The organism is Gordonia sp. NPDC062954 (genome assembly GCF_044543825.1).
Classification (GTDB): domain Bacteria; phylum Actinomycetota; class Actinomycetes; order Mycobacteriales; family Mycobacteriaceae; genus Gordonia; species Gordonia tangerina.
Window position 1 is genome coordinate 178,594 of record NZ_JBITWL010000007.1, and the last position, 16,125, is coordinate 194,718.

At 67.2% G+C, this 16,125-nt stretch carries 15 protein-coding genes; 1 reads left to right on the top strand and 14 read right to left on the bottom strand.

Annotated features, from left to right (window positions below; genetic code table 11):
- Window positions 1–95: 95 nt before the first annotated feature.
- Together rpmF and ACIGKQ_RS09995 are read right to left on the bottom strand one after the other, a co-directional pair.
- Window positions 96–269, bottom strand: a complete 174-nt coding sequence (rpmF, locus tag ACIGKQ_RS09990) for a 50S ribosomal protein L32 (RefSeq protein ID WP_160903017.1) — start codon at window positions 267–269, stop codon at window positions 96–98.
- Window positions 270–442: 173 nt separating this feature from the next.
- Window positions 443–1,183 (bottom strand): DUF4190 domain-containing protein, encoded by a 741-nt coding sequence (locus ACIGKQ_RS09995; RefSeq protein WP_396573454.1) that lies wholly within the window; start codon window positions 1,181–1,183, stop codon window positions 443–445.
- Window positions 1,184–1,336: 153 nt separating this feature from the next.
- Between ACIGKQ_RS09995 and ACIGKQ_RS10000 the strand changes: the two genes are divergently transcribed.
- Window positions 1,337–2,284 (top strand): AEC family transporter, encoded by a 948-nt coding sequence (locus ACIGKQ_RS10000; RefSeq protein ID WP_287015788.1) that lies wholly within the window; start codon window positions 1,337–1,339, stop codon window positions 2,282–2,284.
- Between the two features lie 3 nt (window positions 2,285–2,287).
- Here the strand turns inward: ACIGKQ_RS10000 and ACIGKQ_RS10005 are convergent, their stop codons facing one another.
- The 12 genes from ACIGKQ_RS10005 to ACIGKQ_RS10060 form a co-directional block, all read right to left on the bottom strand.
- Window positions 2,288–2,923, bottom strand: a complete 636-nt coding sequence (locus ACIGKQ_RS10005) for a DUF1707 domain-containing protein (protein WP_266059799.1) — start codon at window positions 2,921–2,923, stop codon at window positions 2,288–2,290.
- 99 nt (window positions 2,924–3,022) lie between these two features.
- Window positions 3,023–5,020 (bottom strand): VWA domain-containing protein, encoded by a 1,998-nt coding sequence (locus ACIGKQ_RS10010; protein WP_287015789.1) that lies wholly within the window; start codon window positions 5,018–5,020, stop codon window positions 3,023–3,025.
- Window positions 5,021–5,092: 72 nt separating this feature from the next.
- Window positions 5,093–6,538 (bottom strand): sigma 54-interacting transcriptional regulator, encoded by a 1,446-nt coding sequence (locus ACIGKQ_RS10015; protein WP_396573457.1) that lies wholly within the window; start codon window positions 6,536–6,538, stop codon window positions 5,093–5,095.
- Between the two features lie 61 nt (window positions 6,539–6,599).
- Complete coding sequence (locus ACIGKQ_RS10020) at window positions 6,600–7,178, bottom strand: TIGR03086 family protein (protein ID WP_396573459.1); 579 nt, start codon at window positions 7,176–7,178, stop codon at window positions 6,600–6,602.
- Between the two features lie 4 nt (window positions 7,179–7,182).
- On the bottom strand, window positions 7,183–7,677 hold the full coding sequence (locus ACIGKQ_RS10025) for an SRPBCC family protein (protein ID WP_235724731.1): 495 nt from the start codon (window positions 7,675–7,677) through the stop codon (window positions 7,183–7,185).
- The gene (locus ACIGKQ_RS10030) at window positions 7,674–8,051 is read right to left on the bottom strand and encodes a helix-turn-helix transcriptional regulator (RefSeq protein ID WP_235724732.1); all 378 of its coding nucleotides are present in this window, start codon (window positions 8,049–8,051) and stop codon (window positions 7,674–7,676) included. The genes ACIGKQ_RS10025 and ACIGKQ_RS10030 overlap by 4 nt, the downstream gene beginning before the upstream one ends.
- 206 nt (window positions 8,052–8,257) lie before the next feature.
- On the bottom strand, window positions 8,258–9,001 hold the full coding sequence (locus tag ACIGKQ_RS10035) for a sulfite exporter TauE/SafE family protein (RefSeq protein WP_235724733.1): 744 nt from the start codon (window positions 8,999–9,001) through the stop codon (window positions 8,258–8,260).
- A 12-nt stretch (window positions 9,002–9,013) separates the two neighbouring features.
- A complete protein-coding gene (purH, locus tag ACIGKQ_RS10040) occupies window positions 9,014–10,591 on the bottom strand; it encodes a bifunctional phosphoribosylaminoimidazolecarboxamide formyltransferase/IMP cyclohydrolase (RefSeq protein ID WP_235724734.1) in 1,578 nt (525 codons plus the stop codon).
- On the bottom strand, window positions 10,588–11,166 hold the full coding sequence (gene purN / locus ACIGKQ_RS10045) for a phosphoribosylglycinamide formyltransferase (RefSeq protein ID WP_396573461.1): 579 nt from the start codon (window positions 11,164–11,166) through the stop codon (window positions 10,588–10,590). The genes purH and purN overlap by 4 nt, the downstream gene beginning before the upstream one ends.
- Before the next feature lie 134 nt (window positions 11,167–11,300).
- Window positions 11,301–12,752 (bottom strand): DUF6350 family protein, encoded by a 1,452-nt coding sequence (locus tag ACIGKQ_RS10050; RefSeq protein WP_396573462.1) that lies wholly within the window; start codon window positions 12,750–12,752, stop codon window positions 11,301–11,303.
- A gap of 225 nt (window positions 12,753–12,977) precedes the next feature.
- A complete protein-coding gene (locus ACIGKQ_RS10055; RefSeq protein ID WP_396573463.1) occupies window positions 12,978–14,060 on the bottom strand; it encodes a hypothetical protein in 1,083 nt (360 codons plus the stop codon).
- Between the two features lie 100 nt (window positions 14,061–14,160).
- Entirely contained in the window at window positions 14,161–16,104 is a 1,944-nt protein-coding gene (locus ACIGKQ_RS10060) for an acetoacetate--CoA ligase (protein WP_396573483.1), read from the bottom strand.
- Between the last annotated feature and the right edge of the window lie 21 nt (window positions 16,105–16,125).

Genomic DNA, 16,125 nt, shown 5'->3' on the forward strand with positions numbered 1-16,125 from the left:
CCGGGCGCGACGACGACCGCCTCGGAATTCCGAGGCGGTCGTCGATGCAGGTCTATAACGTGCCGCGACTCCCACCGGGAGTCAGCAGACAATGCTCAGCGACGATCCAGGTCGATGACGCCGGCCTTGGCAGCCTTCACCAGCCGACGGGGAATGCGCTGCGCAACGCCGTTCACCTTCACCTCTTGCAAAGCGGGGTTGTCCGCCTTCCACTGCGAACGACGGCTGCGGGTGTTCGCCCGCGACATCCGGCGCTTGGGTACAGCCATTGTTGAGCCCTTCTCCTACGTATGAGTCCGCTGGGGTCCGCCGACATCGGTCGGACCCGCCGATCGGTGTACCCGGTCTGTCACAGCCTTGGCCGGTCAGACGCGGAACACAACCCGATCAGACTACCGGTCGCACGCCGTATCCTCCAAAACGCCTCCTCATCAGTGTGATCTCACACCGAGGCGACCGCGCCGATGATCAGTGCGATCAGCACCACGAGCAGGGCCGCCACGACCAGCGCGATCGAGATCCACCCCAGGATGACACCGGCCTTCGCCATGCCCTCGCCTTCCTGGGTCCCCGCCGAACCGGCGATTTCGTCGCGGGCCGAATTGCCGAGGATCACCGCGACCACACCGAGTACCCCCGGACATGCCAGGAACGAACCGATCCCACAGATCAGCGCCGCGATCGCCTTGGCGTTGGTCTGCCGGACCGGTGCGAAACCGCCCGGTGCATACGGCGCCCCGTACGGCGCTGACCCGTAAGGCGCCGCACCGTATGGCGCCGCACCGTATTGCGCAGCCCCGTAGTTCTGGGCCCCGTACTGGCCCCCGTACCCCGGTGACCCGTACGGCTGGTCTGGGTACGAGGTGCCGCCGGATTGGGGAGCGCCGTACTGCTGAGCCCCATACTGCTGGCCGCCGTACTGGTGAGCCCCTGACTGCGGCGTCCCGTACGCCTGACCCTCGTACTGCTGACCCCCGTACTGCTGACCCCCGTACTGGGGCGTTCCGTATTGGGGCGTTCCGTACTGCTGACCCGCGTCCTGTTGGGCCGCGTCCTGTTGACCGCCGAACTGCTGGGAACCGGACGGCTGGGTCCGGGTGTCTTCCGGGTGCGGTCGCCAGTCGTGTTCGGCAGCGTCGGTTTCACCCTCGCGATCGGGTATTCCGTCAGTCGGGTTGCTCATCGGCTGTCCTTCCCCGGGTTTCGCCCGGCGTCGGGGATCGTCGGCGGTCTCGGCCCACGCATACGGGCCGAGGTGGTCGTTCCAATGTAGGGCAGGCCCGGGTCAATCCGCGGCCGCCCACGTCGGCGACATGGTGCCCAATACACTCGACCGGTGTCTGGCGTGGTCTCGGGTTTCACCGTCATCTTCATCGTGGTGGGTGTCGGTTACCTGCTCGGCCGCACCAGGGTGCTCGGCGACGGCGCCCACGAGGTCCTGTCACGACTGGTGTTCTTCGTCTGCACACCGGCGCTGCTGTTTCATTCGCTGGTCACCTCCGACCTGTCGGCGATCTTCTCCACGACGCTGGTCATCGCCGGCGGCAGCGCGGCCGCGATCGGCGTGATCTACGTACTCATCGCTCGTCTGTGGTTCCACCGCGACATACCCGAACTGGCGATCGGAGGGCTCGCGGCGTCCTACGTCAACAGCGTCAACCTGGGCCTTCCCATCGCCATCTTCGTGCTCGACGACGCGTCGTTCATCGCCCCGCTCCTGCTGTTCCAGATCTTGATCTACTCACCGATCGCGTTGATCACTCTCGACCTGACGGTTACCGACCCCGCGCTCGGTCATGCGTCCCGGTCGACCACGATGCGTGACGCCGTCGTCGCCCCGCTCACCAATCCGATCGTGCTCGGTGGCGTCGCTGGGCTCGTCGTGTCGGCGTGGGGTGTGCAACCACCTGCTGCGGTACTGGAACCGATGAAGATGTTGGGAAATGCCTCCGTGCCATGTGCCCTGCTGGCTTTCGGCCTCTCGCTCACCGGTGTGGCGGTGTTCAAGAAGGGCGAGAGCCCCCGCCGTGACATCGCGCTGGCCAGCGTGTTGAAGATCGTGGCGATGCCGGTGGTGGTCTACGCCATCGCGCGCTGGGGTTTCGGTGAGACGGGACATGAGCTCTTCGCGCAAGTGGTGATCGCAGCATTGCCCACCGCTCAGAACGTGCTGGTGTACGCCACCCGATATCGACGGGCGCAGATCTTGGCTCGCGACACCGCGTTGATCACCACGCTGGGGTCGATCCCGGCGATCGCCGTGATCGCAGCGCTACTGGCCTGACTGTCATCGCCGCGGCTCGCGGTCCTTGCGCTTGACCTCGACCGCTCCCATCAACGCCAGGCCGACGACGCGAACGGTCGGCGCACCGGGCGTACCGGGGCCGGCCGCCCGTCCGCCAAAGCCTCCCATGACCGCCCAACCGTCGACGTCGACCCCCACATCAGGGGGCACTGTGATGTCGATGCCACCCATCAACGCAGTGCAGCGAATCGTCAACATTGGCGCGGTGAACTCGACCTCGCGCAGGTCGATGTCGATGCCACCCATCACCGCGGTCGCCGTGAGGCCGTCGCCGACGGTGGCATGGCCGCGTAATTCGGTGCCCGACATCAGCGCGAATTTGTGTTGTACCGGTCTACGGTCGGCAGACGAGTGGATGTGGGTGACGGTCGTCGCCCCGACGAAGGGCATCGGTACGCCGAGTTGCCCCACCGGCAGATCATCGGTGAGCGCGTCGAGGTCCCCGAATGTCTTGGCCGCCACGGCTTTTCCGGCACGTTCCTCGTACTCGCCCAGAGTCAGACTGCCCCGCTCCATCGCCGCGGACAGAATCCGATGCACCAATTCACGATCGGCATCCGCCGCACGCAGCCGAGCCCGAGCATCATCTGGCGTCGGAGGATCATCAGGAGCGTTCACACCGGTGAGCCTACCGACGATCGCCTCCGGCAACCACCCTGATCTTCGCTGTGCGTCAACGCTTCCGAGGCAGGGAAAACCCTGAGACCCCACCCTGACTCAGCCGCGCCGACCCCGCCGGGCACGCAGGTAGTCGCCGACGACGGCCGCGCCGAGCCCGTCGATGTCGGGGGCCACCACACGACCGCCGATCCGGCGGGCGATCTGATCCATGAAGTGCGCGAGGCCGGGGTCGTCGCCCAGCCGGAAGAAGGTGACCTGCGCACCGAGCCGGGAGACGTGATCGAGCTCGCGAACCGTGAGCGCGATGGTCTGCGGGTGCGGCGGGTAGAAAAAGAACGGTTCACCGCTGGGATCGAGATGCGCGGTGGGCTCGCCGTCGGTGACCACCAGCACCACCGGCTGGGCGTTCGGGAACCGACGCAGATGCCGCTGGGCCAGCAGCAGCGCGTGATGCAGGTTGGTGCCCTGTTCCATCCGCGGTTGCAGGCCGGTCAACTCGGCGATGTCGATCGAACGTGCGTAGCGGCCGAAGGCGATCAGATGCAGCTCATCGCTGCGGAACCTGGTGGATACCAGGTGGTTCAGCGCGATAGCGGTACGCTTCATCGGCGTCCATCGACCCTCCATCTCCATCGAGAACGAGGTGTCCACGAGCAGCACCACCGCGGCCTGGGTGCGGGCCTCGGTCTCGGCGGTCTCCACGTCGCGCACGTCGATTCGGACTCCGCCGCGCGCCATCTCGCCGGCGGCCAGCGTCGGCTCCGCGCTCTCGGAGATAGTGCGAAGCACCGCGTTAGAGACCGTGCGGGTCACATCCCAGGGGTCTGTGTCGCCGAACTCCCACTCGCGCGACGCCCCGGTGGGCTCGCCGAGCGCGCCGCTGCGCCGCGTCTGACGGTCACCCCGACCCGACAGTTGCTCGGCGATGTCGCGGAAGATCGACTGGCCCAGTTGCCGCATGGCCTTCGGGCTCAGCCGCAGCTGCCCGTCGGAGGTCCGATCGAAGAACCCCTGCTCCGACAACGCCTTCTCGAGCTCTTGCAGCGTACGGACGTCGACGCCGGCCTGCTCGCCGAGCTGACGTTCCAGCGCATCGATGTCGATGTCGTCCATCTGCGCGCCGGCATACTGCTGAGACAGTTGTTCGCTCAAGGCTTCCAGTTCGGAGATGTCGCGCAACGCGGCCGCGCCCTCACCGAGGCCCATCGGACGATCACCGGAGAACGATTGGGCGTTGTCCCAGTCCAGACCGGGCCGCGCCTGCCGCAGCGCCGAATCCATCTGGGCCAGTTGACTCATCAAGTCCGGTGAACCGAATGCCTGCTGAGCCAGCTGGTCGAGTTCGGCACGTTGCTCCGGACTCAGCGAGTTGTAGAACTGTTGCGCTGCCGCCGCTCGCTGCGCCAGCGAGTCGATGAGTTCCTCGGTGTTGCGCGGGTTCTCCGGAAAATATTCGCCGTGCTTGCGCATGAAGTCGTCGAACTGCTTGGTGGTGTCGTCACCGCGGTTGTGCGCGTCGAGGAGCTTGTTGAGGTCGGAGAGCATCTCCGAGATACGTTGGCGGTCTTGTTCACCGGCACCCTCGAGCGCTTCTTTCATGCCGGCGAACCGCTGATCGAGAAGTTCGCGGCCCAGCAGATCCTTGATCTTGTCGTAGTCCTCGCGCGCCTGCGGGCTACGCCAGTTGTACTCCGAGAGTTCCTCGACGGCTTGCGCGGTCGACGGCGGCAGGCTGCCGATCTGCATCTCGGCGAAACGCGCGTCGTCGTCGAGATCACGCGCGAGTTGCTTGCGCTCCTCCAGAACCGCCCGGTCAAGCAATTCGCGGATCTCGGCGAATGTGCCGTCGAGATTGCGATTCTTGAGCATCTCCTGACGACGGCGGTTGACCTGTTCACGCAGTCGGTCCAGGCCACGCATGTCCTGGGTCCCGCGTCGCAGGAACTCGCGCAGGGCACGTTGCGGAGAGGCGCCGGCCATCACGTCGTCGCCGATGTCGCGCAGCGCTTCGCGCAGGTCGACCGGTGGCGCGAGTGGGTCCGGACCACCGGTGAAGCGCTGATATCGGGATCGGTGCGAGGTTCTCCGGGCCATGCGGTGCCCCTTACTTGTATTTCAGCGACTTACTTCTGTTGAAATGACCAATGAACGGGTTCGCACACCCGTTCAGCCGTAGATCGTCTGGCCGCTCTCGTCGGCTTCCTTGCCGATGCGTCGGGCCAGGTAGAGACCTTCGAGGGCGAGCTCGACGGCACTGGCGCGTTCTCCCTCGGCCTCGGCATCGAGGCGTTGCGCGATCTGGTCGAGGACATCGGCGGTGGTATCGGGATCCGGGATGGAGTCGAGGAGATCATGCGCGGTCACCCGGTCTCCGGTGACCACGGGCTCACCGTTCTCCAAAGCGGTCACCAAAGACGCCATGTCGATCCCGCCGAGGTGGGCGCGAACGGTGTCGGCCACCGACTTGCGCATCAGATGCTCGAGGATCTCGAGTTCGCGACCTTCCTCGCCCGACTCGAACTCGATCTTGCCGCGAAGCACCTCGACCACCGACTCGAGGTCCACCACACGCGCCACCGCGACGTCTTCACCGGTGACCGTCGCGCGATGCAGGGCGGCGGCGGCCACCGTCTCGGCGCCCGCGATGGAGAATCGGGCCGACACCCCGGACCGCTGATCGATCGAGGGGTGATCGCGCGCATACCGGGTGAATCGCGCCAGGATCTCGGTGATGAAGGTCGGCACCGTCGCGGTCAGATCGGCCTCCTGCTCGATGACCGCGATCTCGTCGTCGAGCTCCAACGGGTAGTGCGTACGGATCTCCGCCCCGAACCGGTCCTTGAGTGGGGTGATGATGCGACCGCGGTTGGTGTAGTCCTCGGGGTTGGCGCTGGCCATCACCATGACGTCGAGGGGCAGGCGCAGCGTGTAGCCGCGCACCTGGATGTCGCGCTCCTCCATCACGTTCAGCATCGACACCTGGATGCGTTCGGCGAGGTCGGGCAGCTCGTTGATGGCGACGATGCCGCGGTGCGCACGCGGGATGAGCCCGAAGTGGATGGTCTCCGGGTCCCCGAGACTGCGGCCCTCGGCGACCTTCATCGGATCGATGTCGCCGACGAGGTCGGCCACCGAGGTATCCGGTGTTGCCAGCTTCTCGCTGTAGCGCTGGCTGCGGTGACGCCACTCGATCGGCAGGTCGTCGAGCAGGTTGGCCGCTTTGCGGATCGACGCCGGGGTGATCGGCTCGTAGGGATGTTCACCCAGATCGGAACCGGCGATCACCGGGGTCCATTCGTCGAGCAGGCCGACCAGGGTACGTAGGATGCGCGTCTTGCCTTGCCCGCGTTCGCCGAGCATCACGACGTCGTGGCCGGCGATCAGCGCGCGCTCGAGTTGCGGGATGACCGTCGCCTCGAATCCGACGATGCCGGGCCACGGATCGCGGCCCTCGCGCAGCGCGGTCAGCAGGTTGTTGCGGATCTCGTCGCGTACATCACGCTGAACGTGGCCGCTGGCGCGCAGTTCACCGACGGTGCGGGGCGACGGGTGGCGGGTCTCGGTGGTCTGGGAGGCGTGGGTGGTGAAGTTCTCCTCTGGCACCTTGTCCACGGTACTCCGGTGACCGCGAAGTGCACGGGCGGTTGTCGGAGGCCCCGACCCGGGCGAGGACTCAGCAAACGGGCTGCCAGGCGGGATCGCGACCGATGAAACCGATCAGCCGGGTGACCGCATCGGCATCGGTGGCCACGGGTACGGCCGGTCCGTACTGCCCGGACGAGCGCAGCAGGTCCTCAATACCCGACATGCCGTCGAGCAGACTCTGGGCAAAGTCGGGATCGAGACCTGCGCCGCGGCCGGCTGCGGCCGCCAGATCCCAGGTGTGCATGTACACGTCGGCGGTGTAGAACCGGTCCACGGCATCGGCCAGACGGTGCTCGCCTGCCATCGGGTGGGTGAACGTGTCCTCGGCCGACGGGCCGTCGAGCAAGGCCTGTACCACGGCGGCGTGTGCCCGCCATGCGGAGACCGGATCGGCGGCGACGGCCGGCCCCGTCGGCAGCGTCACTCCACCGCCGGCGAGGAAGCCGGGCAACCACTCGACAAGGTGGGTGACGACGTCACGCGCCACCCACCCCTCCACCGGCGCTGGGGAGTCCCAATCCGACACGGCAGCAACCTGTTCGGCAAACCCTTCAGCGACGACGCGATGACGGTCCGCCGGCGCCAGCGCGACGATCGACTCGGCCATCAGCTCAGATCTCGCCCGCGCCGAGGAGCTTGTCGAGTGCGGCATAACCCTCGTTGACTCCGACCTCCATGCCGGAGGCCAGCCAGCCGTCGCGCGCCTCGAAGCTGTCGCACAACGACTGTGCGTGCAGCCGGGTGCTTCCATCGCCGAGGTCCTCGAACCACAACGTCTCCAGTGCCACCTGGTCGGGCATGCCCTCGAAGGTAAAGGTCTGCACGATTTTGTCGTCGGAGACGGTGTGGAAGCATCCGCGGAAACCGAATTCTTCACCGTCCCTGGAGGATACGTACCGCCAGCTACCACCGTCGCGGACGTCCCAGTCGATGATGCGGCTCCCGATGGAGTCCGGGCCCACCCACCGGACGAACAACGCCGGATCGGTGTGCGCTTTCATCAACTGGGCGGGCGTGCCGCGGAAGTCGCGGGTGATCCGGATGATCGGGACCTTCGGGTCGGCTTCGATGGCCGCCTCGCTGTACCGGCTCTGCACTGCACTCATGACGCCTTTCCTCTCTTTCGGGGTTTCTCGTCCTCGCGACGGTGCGCCGCGGGTCCGTCGTTCATCTCCACGAGCAGGTCATCGAGACGCTGATAGCGCTCTTCGGCCTGCCTGCGGTATCGCTCGATCCACTTGGTCATGAGGTCGAACACCTCCGCTTCCAGGTGGACCGGACGGGTTTGCGCCTCCCGGCCACGGCTCACCAGCCCGGCGTCCGCCAGCACCTTGAGGTGCTTGGACACCGCCTGGATGCTGACGTCGTAGGGTTCGGCGAGCTGACTGACCGTCGCATCGGAGACCGCCAGCCGCGCGACCATGTCGCGTCGTGTCGGGTCCGCGAGCGCGGCGAACACCTTGGACAACTCGTCTGCCACGCGCCCTCCTCAACCATCCGGTTGAATAAGACTGTGCACCGAATCGAGGGTTTTGTCAACCTCTTGGTTGAATACGAGGGCAGTGTCTGTGGGCGGGCAGGTCCGTTTTCTGCGCGCGGGTTGTTGTGGGTCGCGCATGTGGTCGCGGTCCGCGTGAACCGAGCCGACCCGCGCGCACCGAGTCGGCCCGCGCAATCACTTGGTGATCAGCCGAGCGCCAACCAGACCGCGAGTCCCAATCCACCGAGTCCGACGACGATGCGCAGCGGCTCGGCCGGAAGACGTTTGACCACCGGCGGCCCGCACCAGCCACCGGCCAGGCAGCCGATCGCCATCGCCAGGGCCGCAGTCCAATGCACCGGTCCGAAGAGCATGAAGCCCACCGCCGCCACGGTGTTCGCGATACCCAGGAACAGCGACTTCGACAGCGTCGCACGCCACAACGGTTCGCTGGTCAGGACCAGCATCAGAGCGAGCACCATGATGCCGGCGCCCGCACCGAAATACCCGCCATACACCGAGATCACCACCAACCCGAACATCCACACGCCCGGCCGGTCCTGGTGACGAGTGGCCCAGCGACGCAGCATCGGCTGCGTCAGCAACGCCACCGCGGCCAGCGCCACCAGGAACGGCACGATCGCCTCGAAGGCGTCGGCCGGGGTGAGCAGCAAGGTCACCGCGCCGATCGCGCCGCCGACCAGAGACGCCACGGCACCACCGATCAGGCGACGGCGGTCACCGTCGAGCAGCACCCGCCCGGACTGCGCAGTACTGCCGATCCCGACGGCGACGAGCGACACCGTGTTGGTGACGTTGGCCGAGATCGGGCTGAGCCCGACAGCAAGCAGCGCAGGGTAACTCACCACCGACGCGAGACCGGTGATGTAACCGATCAGACCCGCCCCGAATCCAGCGGCGATCAGGAAGACGACGTCGACCGGACTCACCGGTCGGCGAACTCAGTGCGCGAAATGGCGTGCACCCGTGAGATACAGGGTGACACCGGCCTCCGATGCCGCCTCGATCACCTCGTTGTCGCGGATCGAGCCACCGGGCTGGACCACGGCCCGCACCCCGCCGTTGAGCAGGACCTGCAAACCGTCCGGGAACGGGAAGAACGCGTCGGAGGCCGCGACACTGCCGGATGCGCGCTCGCCGGCGCGGTTGACGGCGAGATGTGCGGAGTCGACCCGGTTCACCTGGCCCATACCCACGCCCACCGACGCGCCGTCGTGCGCAAGCAAGATCGCGTTCGATTTGACCGAACGGCATGCACGCCAAGCGAACAGCAGGTCGGCGAGCGTGTCCGGGTCGGCGGGTGCGCCGGCCGCGAGGGTCCAGTTCGCCGGATCGTCGCCCTCGGCGTCGAGCACATCGCGCTGCTGCATCAGCAGTCCACCGGAGATGGGTCGGGTCTCGACGCCGGCGCGATCCGGCGCCGCGGCGGTGAGCACGCGAATGTTCTTCTTGCGCGTCAGCACCGAGAGGGCACCGTCGGCGAACCCGGGGGCGATGATGACCTCGGTGAAGATCTCGGCAACCTGCTCGGCCATCTCCACCGTGATCTCGCGGTTGGCGGCGATCACCCCGCCGTAGGCGCTTACCGGGTCGCATGCGTGGGCCTTGCGATGCGCTTGCGCGATGTCGGCGCCCACGGCGATGCCACAGGGGTTGGCGTGCTTGATGATCGCCACGGCTGGAGCATCGAAGTCGTGCGCGCTACGCCATGCGGCGTCGGCGTCGGTGTAGTTGTTGTAACTCATCTCCTTGCCGTGCAACTGCTCCGCAGACGCCAGGCCGCCACCGGCTCCGGCGACGTAGAGCGCCGCAGCCTGATGCGGGTTCTCGCCGTAGCGCAACACGGCCGACCGATTCCAGGTCGCGCCGACCCAGTCGGGGAAGGTCGACGAATCGGCGGGCGGTGCCACCACACTCGACATCCAGGACGCGACCGCGACATCGTAGTCCGCAGTGTGGCGAAATGCCTGTGCCGCCAACTGACGACGCTGGGCGAGATCGAACCCGCCGGCACTGACGGCGTCGCGGACCCGGCCGTAATCCGCGGGGTCGACGACAACGGCCACCGACGGGTGATTCTTCGCGGCCCCGCGCACCATCGACGGGCCGCCGATGTCGATCTGCTCGACGCACTCGTCCGGCGTGGCACCCGAGGCGACCGTCTCGGTAAACGGATAGAGATTGACGACAACGAGATCGAATGCCGCGACACCGAGTTCGGCCAGCTGCTCGACGTGGGTGTTCTTGCGGGTGTCGGCCAGGATTCCCGCGTGCACCTTGGGGTGCAGCGTCTTCACGCGTCCGTCGAGACACTCCGGAAAACCGGTCAGCGCCGACACCTCGGTCACCGGCACACCCGCGTCGGCGATCTTCTTGGCCGTCGAACCGGTGGACACGATTTCGACGTCGGCCGCATGCAGGACGGTGGCGAGTTCGTCGAGGCCACTCTTGTCGTAAACGCTGACCAGCGCGCGACGGATAGGCCGGCGGGTGTCGTCGGCGGGGCTCTGTGTGTTCACGGGATGTCGGCCTTTCGTCCGTCGATCACTACACCTTTGGTGACGAGCTTCGTCACCACGTCGGCGAGCAACTCACGCTCTACCGATTTGATCCGTTCATGCAGGGTGGCCTCGGTGTCGTCGGAACGGACGGCGACCGGCTGCTGCGCCAGGATGGGGCCGGTATCGACACCTGCATCCACCAAATGCACCGTGGTACCGGTGACCTTCACGCCGTGCGCCAATGCGTCGGCCACACCGTGGGCGCCGGGAAACGAGGGCAGCAGTGCGGGATGCGAATTCACGATCCGTCCGCCGAAGCGGGACAGGAAGGTGCTCCCGAGGATCTTCATGAAGCCCGCGGTGACCACCCAAGCCGGCGCGTGGTCGGCCACCTGATCGGTCAGCGCCGAGTCCCAGGCGCCACGATCGGGATGATCGCCGACCCGGCAGTCGATCACCGGGAGGCCGTGCCGGCGCGCGATGTCAGCGGCGGGACACTGTCGGTCCACCACGACGGCCACGATCCGGAAGGGTGCCGGCTCGTCGGCGCGGGCGATCAACGCGGCGAGCAACGATCCGGTGCCCGAAGCCATCACGACGATCGGCACACGAGCCTCAGAGGGTACGCGAACTGCGGACTCCGATGGCCCTGCAGCTGCGTTCACACAAGGGAGCCTAGTGGTCGACGCCGATCCGCTGGTCGCCGGGGTTCGCCGCGCGAACGAACTCAGCGAGAGTCGGCCGAGTACTCGTCGGCGAAGTGGGCGTCGGACTCGGAGTCGGCAACCCGATCGCCGCCGACCATGTCATCAGCGGCGTGGTCATCGTCGAAGTACTCATCATCGTCGGCGCCGGAGATCTCATCGGTTCCGACATCGGCGACCTCGAGATCATCGAACCCGAAGTCATCGGAAAAGTACCCGTCGGTGAGGTACTCGTCGGTGAGGTACTCATCATCCGTCAGGTATTCGTCGTCGTAGCCGCCGTCCGGGTCGACGTCGAACTCGTCCATCCCGCCCAACGCGGCCGATCGGCGGGCCTGCCGCGTCGCCGGCAACGCCGCATGGATCACGCCGACCACGAGTCCGACCACCACGAACCAGCCCAGAGTGAACACGCCGGCGGTCGGCACCGTGACCCCGGCCATGCCGAACTCACCGAGTTCACCGCCGGCGAGAGTGCACATGACGACCATCGCGGTTGCCGCCACCGCTCCGGCCAGCGCCACCGAACGCAGATTGGCCATCGGATCGAGGTCGCGACAGCGCAACCCCACCACCACGGCGATCGATGCCGGGACCACGAATCCGAGGACACCCAGGGTGCCGACACCTGCCTCGGGCAATGCCCCGAGCAGTGGCAGTGGTGGGACGGGACCGCCCTGCACATCGACGAGGTCGATGGATGCCGTACCCAAGTGCACATCGGCGCCGACCAACACTGCCGCGGCGCCGACGATCACGTTGGGCAGATACAGCAGCGACAACACGGCCAGTCCAAGGTATCCGTCGAAATCGTTGCCGCCGGCGATGAGGTCGCCCACGGTCTGCCACCGCATCACGAGTCGGACCACCACCACCGCTGCTGCCGCGGTGAGCAGCGCGCACACCCCGGCCGCGCCGTACCGTATCCCCCGCCGCACCGAGGGCGGAACGGCGAGGCGTTCGTAGATGTCGGTGCGATATCGCCAGCCGATGCCGGCCAGCGCAGCACCCCCATGGATGCCGAGGGTGGCGCCGAAGGCGACGAGCGCCGGTGGACTCTGTACCGGCAGCACCGACGTCCCGTCCATGACCACCGCCAACGACAACGCGGTCACGAGCAGCGGTCCACCGATGGCCGAGAACACGATGGCGATCAGTTCGCTCGGTGGACGATGTGGACCGGAGGCCGAACCGGCCATCCGCACGGTGCCCGCGGCGACCAGGAGCGTCGGCAACAAGGGCAGTACGCCGATCGTGACCCCGCTGATGGTCACCGGCACCTGGTGAATCGCCAGCCACATGCTGCCGACGGCGGGACCCAGACCTTCCAGTCCGCTACCTGCGAAGAGCAGCACGGTGAGGGTGACCACCGCGATGGTCAGCATGGTGACCATCGGTACCGCGAACGCCACCACGACGAGCTGACGTGCGGAGCCTTCGCTCACCGCACGCTGCGCACGGTTGTGTTGTCGCATCTGTCGAAGACGCGACGCAAGGCTGTCGGCAGTCGGTGAGGGCATCGGCTACGAGCGTGACACGGCACCGGCCGTGCGCCGAGCTGACGCGCCGCAAGGACCTCAGAAAGCGACAGACGCCTCAGCCGTCGCAGGTCTCGCCGACCCTGTTCGGGCTATCGAAACGACCCGATGCCCCACCGGTGAGGCCGGGGCATCGGGTCATATACGAGCTGACGCTGTCTGTCAGCGGCCGCCGTGCTGTTCGGGGCGGCTGATCTTGGTCGTCGCGTCCGACCCCTCGGCGGCCTGCGGGTAGCCGGCCGACGATCCACCAGCATCGGCGGCTCCTGCGGTGGGTTGGTAAGGGTTGGTCTCCGACGAGGTCCCCGACCCGGGGGTGGGCGTCGACGGGCTCTGCGTGTAGGCCGACGGATCGTAGGTCGGCTGGGCCACTGAGCTCGCGGTGGCCGACGTGCCATAGGCGGTGGCCTGGGCATCACCGAAGGCTGTCGTCTGCGGCGCCGGCGTCGGCGCGGCGCCCGTGGGCTGCGCCGCCACCCCGGCGGCGTCCGCGGTGACGTCGTCCGACGCCACCTTCAGGGTCCCGACAACGACGAGCAGCCAGAACAACGCGAGTCCCGCGGTGATGATGCTCAGTGTCAGCTGGGCGTAGTCGACACCCGAGTTGGTGATGATGCCGGCGCCCTGAGAGGACGTGTAGATGACGTCGTAGATCTGCGTGATCGCCGTCGCCACGGCCGCGGCGGCCACCACTGGGGCCACGACCTTGGCCTGGATCTTCGGCAGCAGTGTCAGCAGCGCCAGCATCGCGATGAACACCAGGTAAGGCAGGTAGGAACCGCGGTTCCAGAAACTGACCAACGCGTCGACGGCGGCGACCGCACCGATGGCGATGGCCAGCAGCTGGCCGATGTTGCCCGGCAGGCCCTGTCCGGCCGGCTTCGGCGCGGTGTATCCGTGCTGGCCGTAGCCCTGGGGATAGTGCTGGCCGTAGCCCTGCTGGGGATACTGCTGGGTCTGGCCCGCGTACTGCTGGCCGTATCCGGCTTGTCCTTGACCGTAGCCGGGCTGGCCATATCCCTGCCCGTAGCTCTGCCGGCCCGCCCCGGGCTGGCCGTACCCCTGCTGGCCGTACCCCTGCTGAACGGAACCCGGCTGCGACTGACCAGCTTGCTGACCATATCCGGGAGCGCCGCTCGGCTGACCTTCGGCCGCTCCCTGGCCGTAGTACCCCGGATATCCCTGCTGCCCGTATCCCGGCTGCTGGCCGTGCTGGCCGTACCCGCCGCCTTGCTGGTAGGTCATCGCATCTCCTGCTCGGTCGTCTTCGCCCCCCGCGGTGAGCGCGTGTCGCGCCCCACGGTAGTACATGCCCGGGTCGCGGCCTGGTGGCGTGCGCACCCGCTCACCACCGATGAGTTCGACCCTGTTCGGCATACCAGTCGATGAGGCCGTAGTCGTCCACCGACTTCGGATCGATGGCGACCTCGGCGCGGCCGGCGAGGATGCCGGTGACCGGAACCTCGAGCTTCTTGCCGGTGCGCGTGTGTGGGATCCCCGGCGCCTCGATCACCTCGTCGGGGACGTGCCGGGGCGACAGCCGCGACCGCACCTCGGATGCGATGCGCCCGCGCAGCGGGTCGTCGAGGGTCGCGCCCGGCACCAGGGTGACGAACAACGGCATCCAGTACTTCCCGTCCGGCCCGTCGACCCCGAGTACGAACGCCTCCGCGATCTCCTCGATGCCCTCGACCACCTCGTAGATGTCGGCCGACCCCATCCGGATGCCGTGGCGGTTCAGGGTGGCGTCGCTGCGACCGTGGATGACCAGCGAGCCGCGGTCGGTGACGGTGACCCAATCGCCGTGACGCCACACCGGACGGTCGGCGGGAGAGTCCCACTCGTGCTCGAAATACGCGCGGCGATACCGCGCCCCGTCCGGATCGTCCCAGAACCGGACCGGCATGGACGGCATCGGTGCGGTGATCACCATCTCCCCCACCTCCCCGACCAACGGCGTGCGGTCGGGAGCCCAACTCTGCAGTGCCACGCCGAGGTAGCGGACCGACAGTTCTCCCGCGACCACCGGAACCCCGGTGGAGCCGCCGGCGAAAGCACTGACGACATCGGTGCCGCCGCTGATCGAGGAGATTGGCATGCCTGCCTTGACGTTCTCCTCCACCCAGGTGAACAGGTCGGCGGCCAAGGTCGATCCGGTGCTCCCCAAGATGCGCAACGGCGCGAGGTCGTGCTCTTTGCCAGGAACCAAACCCGCCTTGCGGGAGGCCTGCAGTTGCCCCGGGCTGGTGCCGAAGTAGGTGACGCCTTCGGATTCGACGAGCTGCCACAGCCGGTCGGCATCGGGATACAGCGCCGAGCCGGAGTAACAGACGATGCGCGATCCGCACAGCAGTCCGGCGACCTGGAAGTTCCACATCATCCAGCTCAGCGCGGTCTGCCAGAAGAAGACATCGTGTACGCCCAGATCACCGTGCAGTCCGGCCGCTTTGAGATGCTCGACGACGACCCCGCCGTGACCGTGCACGATCCCCTTGGGCTTGCCGGTGGTACCGGAACTGAACAGCACCCACAACGGGTGGTCGAACGCCACGGGTTCCGGCTGGAGTCCGGAGCCGTCGGCGGCGCGCGCCGCGTCGAAAGGGATCTGTTCGACGCCGCCTCGCGATGCACTCGTCGGGTCACCGACCACGATGTGCGCCACCAGGTCCGGCAGCAGCCGCGCCAAGGCGTCGCTGTCGGCGACCTTGTCCACGTCCTTGCCGTTGTAGCGGTAGCCGGTCGCACTGACCAGCACCTTGGGTCGCAATTGGGCCAGCCGTCCGGCCGCCCCCTCCGGCGCGTAGTCCTGGCCACATCCCGACCAGATGGCACCCACGTATGCCGCACCGAGGAAGGCGACGACCGCCTCCGGGATATCCGGCAGGTATGCCGCGACCACGTCACCGCGTCCCACACCGAAATCGGTCAGAGTCCGCGCGAACCCGGCGGTGGCATCTGCCAATTCGGACCAGGTGAGCTCGCTGCGTCGCCCATTCTCATCCAGTCCGACGACTGCCGCACCGGGCAGTCCGCGATGCCGCAGCACAGCTGATACATAGTTCAGCTTCACATGCGGAAACCATTGCGAACCAGGCATTGCTGCGTCCGCGAGGACGTCGTCGTCGGTTGCCACCGACGGCGAATCGCCGGCGATGGCCCCGAGATCGTAGAAGTCCCACACCGCCCGCCAGAACGCGGCCGGCTCGTCGACCGACCACTGCCACAACGATGCATAGCCTTCGATCGCCCGATCGGTACGTGAAGTGATGAATCGGGTGAATGCGTCGATCTGGGTCTGGCCGGGCCGCGA